Annotated in this window: 15 protein-coding genes; 8 read left to right on the top strand and 7 right to left on the bottom strand. The window is 61.8% G+C overall.

The features are described 5' to 3' along the window. The first annotated feature begins 65 nt into the window (after positions 1-65). Together HBR93_RS20990 and mmsB are read left to right on the top strand one after the other, a co-directional pair. Positions 66-1,592 (top strand): CoA-acylating methylmalonate-semialdehyde dehydrogenase, encoded by a 1,527-nt coding sequence (locus HBR93_RS20990; protein ID WP_057439323.1) that lies wholly within the window; start codon positions 66-68, stop codon positions 1,590-1,592. Between the two features lie 14 nt (positions 1,593-1,606). Then, positions 1,607-2,494, top strand: coding sequence for a 3-hydroxyisobutyrate dehydrogenase (gene mmsB, locus HBR93_RS20985; RefSeq protein ID WP_169960996.1), 888 nt, complete (start codon positions 1,607-1,609; stop codon positions 2,492-2,494). A gap of 48 nt (positions 2,495-2,542) precedes the next feature. On the opposite strand, the gene HBR93_RS20980 is transcribed toward mmsB, so the two are convergent. After that, on the bottom strand, positions 2,543-2,887 hold the full coding sequence (locus HBR93_RS20980; protein WP_057439321.1) for a cupin domain-containing protein: 345 nt from the start codon (positions 2,885-2,887) through the stop codon (positions 2,543-2,545). A gap of 363 nt (positions 2,888-3,250) precedes the next feature. Here HBR93_RS20980 and kynB point away from each other — a divergent pair, with 363 nt between their 5' ends. Both kynB and kynA read left to right on the top strand, forming a co-directional pair. Then, positions 3,251-3,901, top strand: a complete 651-nt coding sequence (gene kynB / locus HBR93_RS20975) for an arylformamidase (protein WP_057439320.1) — start codon at positions 3,251-3,253, stop codon at positions 3,899-3,901. After that, positions 3,898-4,755: a tryptophan 2,3-dioxygenase gene (gene kynA / locus HBR93_RS20970; protein ID WP_057960627.1), complete on the top strand. Its 858-nt coding sequence runs from the start codon at positions 3,898-3,900 to the stop codon at positions 4,753-4,755. The genes kynB and kynA overlap by 4 nt, the downstream gene beginning before the upstream one ends. 206 nt (positions 4,756-4,961) lie before the next feature. Here the strand turns inward: kynA and HBR93_RS20965 are convergent, their stop codons facing one another. The 4 genes from HBR93_RS20965 to antA form a co-directional block, all read right to left on the bottom strand. After that, complete coding sequence (locus tag HBR93_RS20965) at positions 4,962-6,365, bottom strand: amino acid permease (RefSeq protein WP_057439319.1); 1,404 nt, start codon at positions 6,363-6,365, stop codon at positions 4,962-4,964. A 71-nt stretch (positions 6,366-6,436) separates the two neighbouring features. Continuing rightward, positions 6,437-7,444, bottom strand: a complete 1,008-nt coding sequence (gene antC, locus HBR93_RS20960) for an anthranilate 1,2-dioxygenase electron transfer component AntC (protein ID WP_057444359.1) — start codon at positions 7,442-7,444, stop codon at positions 6,437-6,439. A gap of 63 nt (positions 7,445-7,507) precedes the next feature. Continuing rightward, positions 7,508-7,999, bottom strand: coding sequence for an anthranilate 1,2-dioxygenase small subunit (gene antB, locus HBR93_RS20955; RefSeq protein ID WP_057439317.1), 492 nt, complete (start codon positions 7,997-7,999; stop codon positions 7,508-7,510). Further along, positions 7,999-9,390 carry an anthranilate 1,2-dioxygenase large subunit gene (gene antA / locus HBR93_RS20950; protein ID WP_057960625.1) on the bottom strand — a complete coding sequence of 464 codons (1,392 nt, stop codon included), beginning with the start codon at positions 9,388-9,390 and terminating at the stop codon, positions 7,999-8,001. The genes antB and antA overlap by 1 nt, the downstream gene beginning before the upstream one ends. A gap of 309 nt (positions 9,391-9,699) precedes the next feature. Here antA and HBR93_RS20945 point away from each other — a divergent pair, with 309 nt between their 5' ends. Then, the gene (locus tag HBR93_RS20945) at positions 9,700-10,701 is read left to right on the top strand and encodes a helix-turn-helix domain-containing protein (protein ID WP_057439316.1); all 1,002 of its coding nucleotides are present in this window, start codon (positions 9,700-9,702) and stop codon (positions 10,699-10,701) included. Positions 10,702-10,745: 44 nt separating this feature from the next. Here HBR93_RS20945 and HBR93_RS20940 read toward each other — a convergent pair whose 3' ends face one another. Further along, entirely contained in the window at positions 10,746-11,621 is an 876-nt protein-coding gene (locus tag HBR93_RS20940; RefSeq protein WP_169960995.1) for a LysR family transcriptional regulator, read from the bottom strand. Positions 11,622-11,735: 114 nt separating this feature from the next. Between HBR93_RS20940 and HBR93_RS20935 the strand changes: the two genes are divergently transcribed. From HBR93_RS20935 to catA, 3 genes are read left to right on the top strand one after another with little or no spacing between them, the layout of a single operon-like run. Further along, the gene (locus tag HBR93_RS20935; protein WP_057439315.1) at positions 11,736-12,863 is read left to right on the top strand and encodes a muconate cycloisomerase family protein; all 1,128 of its coding nucleotides are present in this window, start codon (positions 11,736-11,738) and stop codon (positions 12,861-12,863) included. 13 nt (positions 12,864-12,876) lie between these two features. After that, positions 12,877-13,167, top strand: a complete 291-nt coding sequence (catC, locus tag HBR93_RS20930; protein ID WP_029299901.1) for a muconolactone Delta-isomerase — start codon at positions 12,877-12,879, stop codon at positions 13,165-13,167. A gap of 42 nt (positions 13,168-13,209) precedes the next feature. Beyond that, complete coding sequence (gene catA, locus HBR93_RS20925) at positions 13,210-14,139, top strand: catechol 1,2-dioxygenase (RefSeq protein WP_057439314.1); 930 nt, start codon at positions 13,210-13,212, stop codon at positions 14,137-14,139. A 153-nt stretch (positions 14,140-14,292) separates the two neighbouring features. Here the strand turns inward: catA and HBR93_RS20920 are convergent, their stop codons facing one another. Then, on the bottom strand, positions 14,293-14,766 hold the full coding sequence (locus tag HBR93_RS20920) for an Lrp/AsnC family transcriptional regulator (RefSeq protein ID WP_029299899.1): 474 nt from the start codon (positions 14,764-14,766) through the stop codon (positions 14,293-14,295). Positions 14,767-14,779 lie beyond the last annotated feature (13 nt).

The raw sequence follows: 14,779 nt of genomic DNA, 5'->3' as shown, positions 1-14,779 counted from the left end.
ACGCCTCATCCTCAAGGCGCTTCACGCCTTGGCTCTCTGCATAACTACAAGATCTGGAGACCACAATGAACGCATCGCTTACGTCTGCCGATACCACCGTCAAACAGGCCAAACTGTTGATCAACGGTGAATGGGTCGAGTCCAAGACCACCGAATGGCAAGACATCGTCAACCCGGCGACCCAACAAGTCCTGGCCCGTGTGCCCTTTGCCACGGCCGATGAAGTCAACGCGGCCATCGACGCTGCCCATCGCGCCTTCCAGACCTGGAAGCTGACGCCGATCGGCGCGCGCATGCGCATCATGCTCAAGCTGCAGGCGCTGATTCGTGAACACTCCAAACGTATTGCCGTAGTCCTCAGTGCCGAGCAGGGCAAGACCATTGCCGATGCCGAGGGCGATATTTTCCGTGGCCTGGAAGTGGTCGAGCACGCGTGCTCCATCGGCACCCTGCAAATGGGCGAGTTCGCCGAGAACGTCGCCGGTGGCGTCGACACCTACACCCTGCGCCAACCCATCGGCGTCTGCGCCGGCATCACCCCGTTCAACTTCCCGGCGATGATCCCGCTGTGGATGTTCCCGATGGCCATCGCCTGCGGCAACACCTTCGTGCTCAAGCCTTCGGAACAGGATCCGCTGTCGACCCTGATGCTGGTGGAACTGGCGCTGGAAGCCGGGGTGCCGGCCGGTGTGTTGAACGTGGTCCACGGTGGCAAGGATGTGGTGGATGCCCTGTGCACCCACAAAGATATCAAGGCCGTGTCCTTTGTCGGCTCGACCGCCGTCGGCACCCACGTCTACGACCTGGCGGGCAAGCACGGCAAGCGCGTGCAGTCGATGATGGGCGCGAAGAACCATGCGGTGGTGCTGCCCGATGCCAACCGTGAACAGACGCTCAACGCACTGGTCGGCGCCGGTTTCGGTGCGGCCGGTCAGCGCTGCATGGCCACCTCGGTGGTGGTGCTGGTGGGCGCGGCCAAGCAGTGGCTGCCGGACCTCAAGGCCCTGGCGCTGAAGCTTAAAGTCAACGCTGGCAGCGAAGCCGGGACCGACGTGGGCCCAGTGATTTCCAAGCGCGCCAAGGCGCGTATCCTCGACCTGATCGAAAGCGGTGTGAAAGAAGGCGCCAAGCTGGAACTGGACGGCCGTGACATCCAGGTGCCGGGCTTCGAGCAAGGCAACTTCGTCGGTCCGACCCTGTTCTCGGGCGTGACCACCGATATGCAGATCTACACCCAGGAAATCTTCGGCCCGGTGCTGGTGGTGCTGGAAGTCGATACCCTCGACGAAGCCATCGCCCTGGTCAACGCCAACCCGTTCGGCAACGGCACCGGCCTGTTCACCCAGAGCGGTGCGGCGGCGCGCAAGTTCCAGAGCGAAATCGACGTCGGCCAGGTCGGCATCAACATCCCGATCCCGGTGCCAGTGCCGATCTTCAGCTTCACCGGTTCCCGTGGTTCGAAACTCGGCGACCTGGGCCCGTACGGCAAGCAAGTGGTGCAGTTCTACACCCAGACCAAAACCGTCACCAGCCGCTGGTTTGACGACGACAGCGTCAATGATGGCGTCAACACCACCATCAACCTGCGTTGATCAAGGAGACGACCATGAAGATTGCATTTATCGGCCTGGGCAACATGGGCGCACCCATGGCCCGCAACCTGATCAAGGCTGGCCACGCGCTGAACCTGTTTGACCTGAACCAGACCGTGCTCAAGGAACTGGCCGAATTGGGCGGCACCATCAGTGCCTCACCGCGCGCAGCATCAGAAGGCGCCGAACTGGTGTTGACCATGCTGCCCGCTGCCGCCCATGTGCGCAGCGTCTGGCTGAATGAAGACGGTGTGCTCGCCGGTATCGGCAAAGGCGTGCCGGCCGTGGATTGCAGCACCATTGACCCTCAGACCGCCCGCGATGTGGCGGCTGCGGCAGCCAAGCACGGCGTGGCGATGGCCGATGCGCCGGTCTCCGGCGGCACGGGCGGGGCGCAGGCGGGGACGCTGACCTTTATGGTCGGCGCCACCCCGGAACTGTTCGCCACCCTGCAACCGGTGCTGGCGCAGATGGGCCGCAACATCGTGCATTGCGGTGAAGTCGGCACCGGGCAGATCGCCAAGATCTGCAACAACCTGCTGCTGGGGATCAGCATGGTCGGCGTCAGCGAGGCCATGGCCCTGGGCGATGCGCTGGGCATCGACACCCAGGTGCTGGCCGGCATCATCAACAGCTCCACCGGGCGCTGCTGGAGCTCCGACACCTACAACCCATGGCCTGGCGTGATCGAGACCGCGCCGTCATCCCGGGGTTATACCGGGGGGTTTGGCGCTGACCTGATGCTCAAGGACCTGGGCCTGGCGACCGAAGCGGCACGCCAGGCGCACCAGCCGGTGATCCTGGGGGCGGTGGCGCAGCAGTTGTATCAAGCGATGAGCCAGCGTGGGGAAGGGGGCAAGGACTTCTCGGCGATCATCAACAGCTATCGCAAGCCCCAATAGGGGATTTTCCGGGAGCCCGCGTCGGGTGGGCTCCCGGGTTTTTCGTGCTCAGGCAAACACGAAGTACTTACGCACCGTCTCGACCACTTCCCACGTGCCCTTCATGCCGGGCTCCACCACAAAGATATCCCCAGCGCGCAAATGGATCGGCTCCAGGCCGTCCGGGGTGATCACGCAGTAGCCTTCCTGGAAATGGCAGTATTCCCACTTCACGTACTCCACGTACCACTTGCCCGGAGTGCAGATCCAGGTGCCCATGATCTTGCTGCCGTCTTCGCTGGTGTAGGCGTTGAGGTTGACGGTGTGCGGGTCACCTTCGAGTTTCTCCCACTTGCAGGCATCCAGGACCGGCAGGGGATGGGTATCGCGCAGTACGGTGATCGGCTGGGACATGATGGCTCCAAGGCAGGGGAATGAAGCCCCACCCTATAGCCCCAGGCCGGATGCCAGTGGTCTGAACTCGACACTGGGATGCCCAGAAGCGCATTGGAATACGATCTTAAAACCTACACCGTCCCTGTGGGAGCGGGCTTGCCCGCGATGGCGGTGTGTCAGGTGACACATTTTTCACTGGTCCACTGCTATCGCGGGCAAGCCCGCTCCCACATTTGATCTGGGGTGGCTGATGGATCCATTCAATAATCAGGCGTTTCTTCGCAGTAACTACGAAAGAAATCAGCCTTCGCGCTGGAATTCGCAAGAATATTTACCGCTGGCCCTCGTATCATTCACCTTAGAAACGACCGAGAGCCTCGTATGAACCCAATAAAAACGTGGTGGGATATCAGCCCACCCTTGAGCACCGCCACCCCGACCTGGCCGGGCGATACGCCCTTCCAGGAAGAGCGCGTCTGGCAGTTCGGCCCCGAATGCCCGGTCAACGTCGGCCGCATTACGCTGTCGCCCCACACCGGCGCCCATGTCGATGCGCCGTTGCATTACAGCGCCGACGGTGCGCCCATCGGCGAAGTCTCGCTGGATGTGTACCTGGGGCCGTGCCGGGTGCTGTATTGCCTGGACAGCGGCGCGCTGGTGCAGCCCGAGCAGTTGCAAGGTCGCCTGGATAACCTGCCGGAGCGCGTGCTGCTGCGCACTTATCAACAGGCGCCGTTGACCACTTGGGACGCGAACTTCACCGCCGTCGCCAAGGAAACAATCGAGCTGCTGGCCAGCCTCGGCGTGCGCCTGATCGGCATCGACACGCCGTCCCTGGACCCGCAGCAGTCCAAGACCATGGATGCCCACAACGCCGTCGCCCGTCATGGCATGGCGATTCTCGAAGGCATCGTGCTCGATGACGTCCCGCAGGGCGATTACGAGTTGATCGCGCTGCCGCTGCGTTTTGCCAACCTCGATGCCAGCCCGGTACGAGCAATCCTGCGCCCGCTCAAGGAGCCCACGCGATGAGCCAGTGTCCTTTCTCCCCTGATTACCAGCCGCCGGAAGAATGGCATAACGCCGAGCTGAATTTTTCCGAGTCCATGAGCTATGGCGACTACCTGGACCTGGGCAAAGTGCTCACGGCCCAGCACCCGCTGTCGCCGGACCACAACGAAATGCTGTTTATCATCCAGCACCAGACCTCCGAGCTGTGGATGAAGCTGATGCTCCACGAACTCAAGGCTGCCCGCGAGCATGTGCGCCTGGGTGAGCTGGCGCCGGCGTTCAAGATGCTGGCGCGGGTCTCGCGGATTTTCGATCAACTGGTGCACGCCTGGGCGGTCCTGGCGACCATGACGCCGTCGGAATACAAGGCGATCCGCCCGTACCTGGGGCAGTCGTCGGGCTTCCAGTCGTTCCAGTACCGGGAAATCGAGTTCATCCTCGGCAATAAAAGCGCGGCGCTGTTGCGGCCCCACGCCCATCGCCCGGAGTTGCTCAAGGAGCTGCAAGTGGCGATCGCCACGCCGTCGCTGTATGACGAAGCGATCAACCTGATGATCAAGGCGGGCCTGGCGATTGACCCGCAGCGTGCGCAACGCGACCCGACGGCGCCTACGGTTCATGACGAATCCGTGGAGGCGGCGTGGCGTGAGGTGTACCGCGATCCGACCCGTTACTGGGACCTGTATCAGTTGGCCGAGAAGTTTATCGACCTGGAAGACTCGTTCCGCCAATGGCGCTTCCGCCATGTGACCACGGTGGAGCGGATCATCGGCTTCCAGCCGGGCACCGGTGGCACTGAGGGCGTGGGTTACCTGCGCAAGATGCTCGACACCGTGCTGTTCCCCGAGCTGTGGCGGGTGCGTTCGACGCTCTGATTGAAACCCAACAAAAAGCCCCGGCACTCATTGAGTACCGGGGCTTTTTGTTGGCAATGCATACCTATTGTGGCCCCGTTCATGTGGGAGCCGGGCTTGCCCGCGATGCAGGCGGCTCGGTCATTCAGTTAGACCGAGTCGATGCCATCGCAGGCAAGCCAGCTCCCACATAAGCCAGCTCCTGCACAAGCCGGCTTCTACACAGGTTATTGCGCGACAGCCAAGGCCTTGTTCTTCCTGGAGCGCAACCAGTACGCCAGGAAGAGAATCCCCACCCACACCGGCATCGCATACACCGATGGGCGCATGTCCGGGATTGCCAGCATCACGCCAACGATCACCAGCATGAACGCCAGGCACAGGTAGTTGCTGAACGGGAACCAGAAGGTCTTGAACGACGGCACCACGCCTTGCTCGCCCATGGCCTTGCGGAACTTGATGTGCGTCAGGCTGATCAGCGCCCAGTTGATCATCAGCGAAGCAACCACCAGGGCAAACAACAGCACCAGTGCATCCTTGGGTGCCACGTAGTTGATCACCACGCACAGCAACGTCACCAGGGCCGAAATGCCCAGGGCGCGCAACGGTACGCCTTGTTTGTTGAGCTTCATCAGCGCCTTGGGCGCGTCGCCTTGCTCGGCCAGGCCGAACAGCATGCGGCTGTTGCAGTACACGCCGCTGTTGTACACGGACAGTGCCGCGGTCAGCACCACGAAGTTGAGGATGTGCGCGGCGGTGTCGTTACCGATCAACGAGAAGATCTGCACGAACGGGCTGGCACTGTAGGCATCGCCGGACGCGCCGAGGGTTTGCAGCAGTTGATCCCATGGGTACAGCGACAGCAGCACGGTCAGGGCGCCGACGTAGAAAATCAGGATCCGGTACACCACCTGGTTGATCGCCTTGGGGATCACCTTGCGCGGCTCGCTGGCTTCGGCAGCCGTAATACCCACCAGCTCCAGGCCGCCGAACGAGAACATGATGAACGCCATTGCCATCAGCAGGCCCATGCCGCCGTTGGGGAAGAAACCGCCGTGGTCCCACAGGTTGCTGATCGAGGCTTGCGGGCCACCGGTACCGCTGAATAGCAGGTAGCAGCCGAGCACGATCATGCCGATGATCGCCACCACCTTGATGATCGCGAACCAGAACTCGGTCTCACCGAAGAACTTCACGTTCAGGGTGTTGATCAGGTTCACCGCAACGAAGAACACCACCGCGCTGACCCAGGTCGGCACTTCAGGCCACCAGAACTGGATGTACTTGCCCACCGCTGTCAGCTCGGCCATGCCCACCAGTACATACAGCACCCAGTAGTTCCAGCCGGCGAGGAAGCCGGCATAGCCGCCCCAGTACTTGTGGGCGAAGTGGCTGAAGGAACCGGCGACCGGTTCCTCGACGATCATCTCGCCCAACTGGCGCATGATCAGGAACGCGATAAACCCGGCTATCGCATAGCCCAGGATCATCGACGGCCCCGCCGATTTCAGCACCCCGGCCGAACCGAGGAACAAACCCGTACCAATCGCCCCGCCCAGGGCAATCAGCTGAATATGCCGGTTTTTCAGGCCACGCTTGAGGCCAACCGGGTTAACCATGTCATCCGCCATTAACATTCCCTTCTACTTGTTTTTTTCAGGGTTGATCCTGCACGCCAGATCCGCCCCTCACTGCTGAGGGGTCAGATATTACTCTCGGTAAACTTTTCGTAATACAGCTGAACGCCATCAAGTGCCTGATCTTGCAGCCAGTTCTTAATGGATTCGACCATTGGAGGGGGGCCGCACACGTACATATCGGCCGATCTATCCCGCAATTCGGCCACGTCGAAATGCTCGGTCAGATAACCGCGCTTGCCGGACCACTGCGGCGATGGGTCGCTGAGCACTTCGGTGTAGCGAAAACCACGGATGGACTCGGCATACGCCTTGATGCGCTCGGCCTCGCACAAATCCTCGGCCCCGCGCACCCCGTAGTACAGATGCACCGGTTGCTCGCAGCCGCGCTCGGCCAATTCATCGAGCATCCCCAACAGTGCCGACAACCCGGTGCCGCCGGCCACCAGCACCAGGGGCTGGGTGACGTGCCGCAGATAAAACGCGCCCAGCGGTGCCTGCAGCTTGATTTCATCGCCGACCTGGCAGCGCTCGCGCATGTAATTGCTCATCACCCCGTCCGGCAGCAAGCGGATCAGGAACTGCAAGCGGTTGCCCGGGCGGTTGGCGAAGGAGTAGGAGCGCTGATGCTCGGTGCCGGGGATCGACAGCCGTGCATATTGCCCCGGAAGAAAGTCCAGGGCGCGCTCCAGTTGCACCGACAGGATCGCGGTGCTGGCCGACACCTGCTGCACCTCGCACACCGTGGCGCTGAGTTGTTCCGGGCCCGGTGCGTTGCACAGGCTTGAATCGAAATCGAAGTAAAACGCTGCGTCGGATTGGACCCGGGTCTGGCAGCTGAGCATCTTGCGTTGTTGCAGGTCGAGGCTGGACAGGGCCTCGTCATCCACATAGTCCTGGCTGTAGTCGCCGGACTCGCAGCGTCCCTGGCAGGTGCCGCACACGCCTTCGCGGCAATCCAGGGGGATCTTGATGCCGTTGCGCAACGCCGCGTCCAGCAGGATTTCGTTGCTGGCCACCGGAAAGAACAAGGTCTTGCCGTCGGCAAAACTGAAGGCCACTTTGTGATTCATCCACCGCACTCCGCGTAGATAGATTGATGACTGGCGAGGTTGCCCCTCGCCACAGGGGCACGGTCAGAGGTGATAGAAGTCCAGCACCGAGTTGATGGTGTCGTTGAGCAGCAGCGCATGCTTGCGCGTGATCAGCCAACTGTCGCCATGGGGCTTGAGGCTGTAGGTGGCGTGGCCATAGAACTGCTCCGACATCGCCAGCCGATAGAACAGCGTGTGCCAGTTCAGCCGCACTTCCAGGCAGCCATCAGCCTGCTCGGCAATCCGTACGTTATTGATCAGGTGCAAGGTGCGCGGCATCGGCGTGGCGGATGCGGCCTTGCCGGTGCGCAGGCGGAACACCCGGTCTTCCAGGCCCGAGCGGTTGGCGTAGTAGATCAGCGACATCTCGCGCTTGGGGTCGCGGGTGTAGACGTGTTCCGAGTCCCATTGCGGCAGGTGGAACTCACTCTGCGGGTCGAACAACTGCACGTAGGCGTCCCAGTCCTGGGCGTCGCACAGCTCGGACTTGCGGTAGAAAAACTGCTCGATCTGATACTGCAATTGCGCGTTCATCATTTCACCTCGTGCAGTTTCAACGATTGCGCCTCAAGCCCGTCCAGCAGGAATGTCTGCCAGTTGCGGTGCTGGTTGACGTATAACCCTTCGTGGGTGAACTCGGTGCCGGTCATGGCCGGTTGGATGCCGATGGCCTCGCTGTTGGGCGTCGGCCCGGTTTCCCAGCGATGGCTGCCCCGGGAGATATCGCTCCAGCGTTCCAGGCGGCCCTGGAAGCCGCGCTGGGCTTCGCGAAATTCCACCAGGTCATCCGGGGTGCCCATACCGGACACGTTGAAAAAGTCTTCAAACTGGCGGATACGGTTTTCGCGGTCGGCATCGGACTCGTGCTTGACCCCCAGGCACTGGCTGATGATCTCGGTCTTGTTCCACGCCACCGGGCGGATGATGCGCAGCTGCGAGCTGATCTGGTCGAGAAAAAACAGGCTGGGGTACACGTTGAGGTTGCGCAGGCGATGCATCATCCACTCGGCCTTTTGCTGGCCGTGTTCTGCCACCAGGCGCGGCATGATGGTGGCGTAGCCGGAGCGCACGCTGGGGTTGGGCATGTCGCTGAACAACACGCTGTGGCCGTTGTTGAAGGCAAACCAGCCGTCATCGGTATTGGCATCGCCGGCGCCGAGTTTGCTGTAGTCCAGGGTGCTGCCGGAGGCGCTGCCGTTTTCCGTATTGACCTGCTGGCGATGCTGCACCGTGGCCACGTAGTTATAGTGCACGGTGCTGACGTGGTAACCGTCCAGGCCGTTTTCGTTCTGCAGCTTCCAGTTGCCGTCGTAGGTGTAGGCCGACTTGCCGGGCAGCACTTCCAGCTCGCCGGTGGCGGACTGCGCGACCATCATGTCGAAGAACACTTTGGAGTCGCCGAGGAAGTCTTGCAGGCTGTTGCTGCCGTGCACGTCGAGGCTGATAAACACAAAGCCCTTGTAGCTTTCGATGCGCGCCTTCTTCAGACCGCGGGTGGCCTTGTCGAAACCTTCCGGGTATTCCCCCGGCGCCTTGACCTTCACCAGGCGGCCGTCGCTCTTGTAGCACCAGGCGTGGAACGGGCAGGTAAAGGTCGACTGGTTGCCCTTGCCGACCCGGGTCAGGGTGGTGCCGCGATGCTGGCAGGCGTTGATCAGGGCGTTGAGCTGGCCTTCACCGTCGCGGGTGATGATCATCGGCTGGCGCCCGGCGCGCATGGTTACGAAGTCGTGGTTATTGGCCAGTTCGCTTTCGTGGCAGGCGTAGATCCAGTTCTTTTCGAAGATCAGTTCCATCTCCAGGTCGAACAGCTCAGGTTCGGTGAACATGTCCCGGGCGATGCGGAACACACCCTCGGCCGGACGGAAATCCAGGCAGCTTTCGATAAACGTTTTCCACTGCTCGACGCTTCTTGCACCACTCATGGGAGGCACCTTTTATTGGGTAGCTAATCGGTGGTTCATTAGAGGCGGGCAGGGGGGCGGCCAGCTATCCGCTTAATGGGGGAAGATGGGCCGCATAGTTGGGGCGCAAATACCCACATCCGTGCAACGACGCCGGGGAATGCGCTACTGTCAGGGCAGGCAATTGTCGAAAAAGCCGGCTTCTTATCCACATAGTCGACGCTCGCTATCCACCCAGTGGACAAGTGCGCGACGTGGCGCAGAACTTGCCTTGATCCACCGGACGCGCCGTCAGAGCGCGCTGGCCACAACCGCCGTGAGTGCACCCTGATGAGTAGCCATACACGCGATATCCGTATTGAACGTTTCGACCTTGAAGGCGCCCGCAGCTGGATGTCCGGCATCTGCGGGCCCCACCGGCTGGAAACCGCCACCCCGGAGCGCCTGCGCTTCCACCACAGTGCCAATGTGTTCAAGTCCCGCGCCACCACCCTGGGGGTGATCGAATACGGCACCGACGTGACCATCGACATCGAAGACGCCGAGCACTTCAGCAGCTACAGCCTGAGCCTGCCGCTGGTGGGCGAGCAGGAGCTGAGCAAGGGTGGCCAGCGCCTGAGTTCCAACCGCGACCAGGGCGTGATCATTTCGCCCAATGAACACCAGGTGCTGGCGATCTCCGGCGACTGCCGCAAGCTGCAAGTGGTGATCACCCGTGCGGCGATGAGCGAAACCCTGGAGGGCTTGTTGCAGCGGCCGATTGATGCGCCGCTGCGCTTTGAGTCGGTGATGGATGCGGTGCAGGGCGCGCCGGCAGCGTGGTGGCGTATGGCACGGCACTTCATTGCGGAGCTGGAACACAGCAGCGAACTGTATGACCAGGCCGCGTTTACCCGCGACCTGGAAAGCTCGCTGATCAAGGGCCTGATCCTGGCCCAGCCGAACAACTATTCCGAAGAACTGCGCGACGTGCTGGGGGTCAAGCTGCCCCACTACCTGATCCGCGCCCGCCAGTACATCCACGCCAACGCCCGCGAAGCGCTGCACCTGGAAGACCTCGAGGCGGCCACCGGGGTGTCGCGGTTCAAGCTGTTCGATGCGTTTCGCAAATACTTCGCGCTGTCGCCCATGGCCTACTTGAAGAAGTACCGCTTGAGCGCGGTGCGCCAGGAAATTCTCGAGCATGGTGCTACCCGCACCATCTCCGAGATTGCCCTGGGCTGGGGCTTTACCCACCTGGGAAGGTTTTCGGCGGAGTACCGCAAGCTGTTCGACGAATCACCCAGCCAGACGCTGCAGCGCAACGATGCGCGGCGCATGCGGGGTGCCTGAACACAATGCAGCTCCCACAGGGTATTAGTGGTGGCTGGGCTGTTTCAGATCAGTTCTTCTACCAGTTGCAGGCAATGACCCAGCCCCGGCGAACGATCATTAATCCGCCGGCTGAGAATGATCGGCGAGGTCGCCGTAACCTCGACAATCGGCGTATAGCCGATATCCGCCCGATGCAGTATCTGCACCGACGCCGGCACCAGCGTCACCCCCATGCCGGCCCCGACCAGGCCGATGGCGGTCTGCAACTCATTGGTCCATTGCGCGACCTTGATCGCCAGGCCATGGGTGTCGAACAGTGCGATCACATGGTCGGCATAGCTGGGGCGCGGGTTGCCGGGGTACAGCACCAGCGGTTCGGCGGCCAACTGCGCAAGGGTCACCGGTGTGCCCAGCAGCGGGTGCCCGGCCGGCAACACCGCCACCAGCCGATCCTCGACCAACACCCGCTGGACAATGGCCGGGTCATCAATGCGAATCCGCCCGAAGCCCACATCAATGCGCCCGGCCTTGAGCGCTTCGACCTGTTGCAGGGTGGTCATCTCCGACAACCCCAGCTCCAGCTCCAGCGCGTCATGGCTGCGCAGGCGGCGGATCAGCTCCGGCAGTACGCCATACAGGGTCGAGGGGGCAAAGCCGATGCCCAGCCAGGTCTTCTGCCCCAGGCCGATGCGCCGGGTGTTGTCGCAGGTCTTGGCCAACTGCTCCAGCAGCACATTGGCGTGTTCATAGAAGTACCGCCCGGCCTCGGTCAGCCGCAACGGCCGGCCCCGCTCCAGCAGCACCACGCCCAACTCATCTTCCAATTGCTGGATCTGCCGGCTCAACGGCGGCTGGGCGATGTGCAGGCGTTCGGCGGCGCGGGTGAAGTTCAGGGTTTCCCCCAGCACCTGGAAATAACGCAGGTGGCGCAGTTCCATACGGATTCCTCTCATACCTTGAGGGTATTGTTCGAGACCAATTCTATATTGGAAGCCAGCAACAATGGGCGACAGAATCGGGCAAGACCTATAAAGAACCCAACGGGTATTGCCATGCCGATTTGCGCCATCGAGTCGATCGAGACCATCATCGTCGATCTCCCCACCATTCGCCCGCACAAGCTGGCGATGCACACCATGCAAAACCAGACCCTGGTGATCATCCGCGTGCGGTGCGCCGACGGTATCGAAGGGATCGGTGAGTCCACCACCATCGGTGGCCTGAGCTACGGCAACGAAAGCCCCGATAGCATCAAGATCAATATCGACCAACACTTTGCGCCGCTGTTGATTGGCCAGGATGCCAGCAACATCAACGCCGCCATGTTGCGCCTGGAGCGCAGCATCCGTGGCAACACCTTTGCCAAGTCCGGCATCGAAAGCGCCTTGCTCGATGCCCTCGGCAAGCGCCTGAACCTGCCGGTCAGCGAGCTGCTCGGCGGCCGTGTGCGCGATGCCCTGCCGGTGGCCTGGACGTTGGCCAGCGGCAATACGCAAAAGGACATCGACGAAGCCGAAAAAATGCTCGACCTGCGCCGTCACCGCATCTTCAAGTTGAAGATCGGCGCCGGTGAAGTCAGCCAGGACCTGGCCCATGTGATTGCGATCAAAAAAGCCCTGGGCGAGCGCGCCAGCGTGCGCGTCGACGTCAACCAGGCCTGGGACGAAGCCGTGGCCCTGCGCGCTTGCAAGGTGCTGGGCGATAACGCTATCGACCTGATCGAGCAGCCGATCTCGCGCAATAACCGTGGCGGCATGGCCCGGCTCAACCTCTCGAGCCCGGCGCCGATCATGGCCGACGAGTCCATCGAGTGTGTCGAAGATGCCTTCAACCTGGCCCGCGAAGGTGCGGCCTCGGTGTTCGCCTTGAAGATCGCGAAAAACGGCGGCCCGCGCGCCGTACTGCGCACGGCGGCGATTGCCGAGGCGGCGGGTATTGGCCTGTATGGCGGCACCATGCTTGAAGGCGGTATCGGCACCCTGGCCTCGGCCCACGCGTTTCTCACCCTCAATAAACTGGCGTGGGACACCGAGCTGTTCGGGCCGCTGCTGCTCACCGAAGACATTCTTACCGAGCCGCTGCTGTATCGCGATTTCCACCTGCATGTCTCGACCGCCCCGGGCCTGGGCCTGGCCATTGATGAGGAGCGCCTGGCGTTCTTCCGTCGCGACAAACATTAAGAGGACGCCTGCGATGTTGTTCCACGTAAAAATGACCGTAAACCTGCCTGTCGATATGAACCCCGAGCGCGCAGCGGCCCTCAAGGCCGACGAAAAAGCCCTGGCCCAACGCCTGCAGGCGCAAGGAAAGTGGCGCCACCTGTGGCGCATCGCCGGGCTGTACGCCAACTACAGCGTGTTCGATGTCGACAGCGTGCAGGAACTGCATGACCTGCTGATGCAACTGCCGCTCTATCCCTACATGGCTATTGAAGTGAATGCCCTGTGCCGGCATCCGTCGTCGATCCATGAGGATGATCGCTGAGCCTGTCTAGCCCCCTAATAATTACAAGATGAGGATTGCACCATGTCCATTCGACTGTCCCAGACTGCCCACGCCCAGCGCTTCCTCGAAGAAGCCAGCGGCAACCTCAATGACGCCGGCAACCCACGGGCCAAGGCGCTGATCTACCGGATCCTGCGCGATACGGTGAATATCATCGAAGACCTGGAAGTGACCCCGGAAGAGTTCTGGAAGGCGGTCAACTACCTCAACGAACTGGGCAAAAACCAGGAAGCCGGGCTGCTGGCCGCAGGCCTGGGCCTGGAGCATTACCTGGACCTGTTGATGGACGCCGCCGACGAGGAAGCCGGCAAATCCGGCGGCACCCCGCGCACCATCGAAGGGCCGCTGTACGTGGCGGGTGCGCCGCTGTCCAAATACGAAGCACGCCTGGACGATGGCCTGGATGCGGCCGTGCCGCTGTTTATGCGCGGGCAAGTGCGCGACATCAACGGCAAGCCGCTGGCGGGGGCGATTGTGGATGTGTGGCAGGCCAATACCGGCGGCACTTACTCCTGGTTCGACCCATCGCAATCGGAGTTCAACCTGCGTCGCCGGATCGAGACCGACGCCCAGGGCAATTATCGTTTCCGTAGCATCGTGCCGTCTGGCTACGGCTGCCCACCGACCGGCCCGACCCAGCAGTTGCTCGATCAACTGGGGCGTCACGGCCAGCGGCCGGCGCATATCCACTTCTTTATCTCGGCACCGGGGCATCGGCACCTGACCACGCAGATCAACCTGTCGGATGATCCGTACCTGCATGATGACTTTGCCTACGCCACTCGGGATGAGCTGATTGCCGAAATTCGCTTCAGCGAAGACCCGCAACTGGCGCGGGAGTTTGGCGTGGAGGGCAAGTTTGCGCAGATCGACTTTGACTTCGAGTTGCAGCCAGCGGTGGCACCGGTCGAGCAAAAACGCATGCAACGCGTGCGCGCCCTCGAAGACTGAACGCAGTAAACAATGTGGGCGCGGGCTTTTGTGGGAGCTGGCTTGCCTGCGATGGTATCGCCTCGGTATTGCAGATAAACCGAGGTGTCTGTATCGCGGGCAAGCCCGGCTCCCACAAAAGCCAGCGCCCACAGGTGTTCAGCAGTGCTTTGCCTATTTGCGTACGACCAGGTCCAGCACCTCATCTCGGTCCTTGATCTTCTGCAACACGATCTCCGAACGGATATCCATCACCCCCGCCGTGCGGTTGAGGTGGTTCACGATAAAGTCGGAAAAGTGCTTGAGGTTGCGCGCCTGCACCCGCAGCACGTAGTTGCTGGCGCCGGTGATCACATAGGCACTGGCCACTTCCGGCCAGCCCTGGACCTTCTTGATAAAGGTCTCGTGCCAGTCCTCCATATCCTGGCGCAACGACAGGTGGACGATGGCTTCCAGCTCGATCCCCAATTGCTCGGCATTGAGCACCGCGCGATACCCGCTGATCACCCCCTCACTCTCCAGCAGGCGCAAGCGGCGCAGGCAGGCGGATGGCGACAGGGCGACTTTCTCCGCCAGTTCCTGGTTGCTGATACGGCCATCCTGTTGCAGGAAATGCAGGAGGCGCAGGTCGGTGGCGTCGAGAATCATGCTTAGAATTAAT

The organism is Pseudomonas sp. WS 5411, from assembly GCF_012985595.1.
In the GTDB taxonomy this organism is placed as follows: Bacteria; Pseudomonadota; Gammaproteobacteria; order Pseudomonadales; family Pseudomonadaceae; genus Aquipseudomonas; species Aquipseudomonas shahriarae.
Note: the sequence above shows the minus strand (reverse complement) of the source record. Positions and strands in the feature narration are given on the sequence as shown.

Bases quoted from the DNA above. Each gene is read 5' to 3' on its own strand.
- catA (WP_057439314.1), top strand. From the start codon at position 13,210: ATGTCCATTCGACTGTCCCAGACTGCCCACGCCCAGCGCTTCCTCGAA.
- HBR93_RS20920 (WP_029299899.1), bottom strand. From the start codon at position 14,766: ATGATTCTCGACGCCACCGACCTGCGCCTCCTGCATTTCCTGCAACAG.
- HBR93_RS20980 (WP_057439321.1), bottom strand. From the start codon at position 2,887: ATGTCCCAGCCGATCACCGTACTGCGCGATACCCATCCCCTGCCGGTC.
- HBR93_RS20990 (WP_057439323.1), top strand. From the start codon at position 66: ATGAACGCATCGCTTACGTCTGCCGATACCACCGTCAAACAGGCCAAA.
- antB (WP_057439317.1), bottom strand. From the start codon at position 7,999: ATGAACGCGCAATTGCAGTATCAGATCGAGCAGTTTTTCTACCGCAAG.
- antC (WP_057444359.1), bottom strand. From the start codon at position 7,444: ATGAATCACAAAGTGGCCTTCAGTTTTGCCGACGGCAAGACCTTGTTC.
- HBR93_RS20940 (WP_169960995.1), bottom strand. From the start codon at position 11,621: ATGGAACTGCGCCACCTGCGTTATTTCCAGGTGCTGGGGGAAACCCTG.
- mmsB (WP_169960996.1), top strand. From the start codon at position 1,607: ATGAAGATTGCATTTATCGGCCTGGGCAACATGGGCGCACCCATGGCC.
- kynB (WP_057439320.1), top strand. From the start codon at position 3,251: ATGAACCCAATAAAAACGTGGTGGGATATCAGCCCACCCTTGAGCACC.
- kynA (WP_057960627.1), top strand. From the start codon at position 3,898: ATGAGCCAGTGTCCTTTCTCCCCTGATTACCAGCCGCCGGAAGAATGG.
- antA (WP_057960625.1), bottom strand. From the start codon at position 9,390: ATGAGTGGTGCAAGAAGCGTCGAGCAGTGGAAAACGTTTATCGAAAGC.
- HBR93_RS20935 (WP_057439315.1), top strand. From the start codon at position 11,736: ATGCCGATTTGCGCCATCGAGTCGATCGAGACCATCATCGTCGATCTC.
- catC (WP_029299901.1), top strand. From the start codon at position 12,877: ATGTTGTTCCACGTAAAAATGACCGTAAACCTGCCTGTCGATATGAAC.
- HBR93_RS20945 (WP_057439316.1), top strand. From the start codon at position 9,700: ATGAGTAGCCATACACGCGATATCCGTATTGAACGTTTCGACCTTGAA.
- HBR93_RS20965 (WP_057439319.1), bottom strand. From the start codon at position 6,365: ATGGCGGATGACATGGTTAACCCGGTTGGCCTCAAGCGTGGCCTGAAA.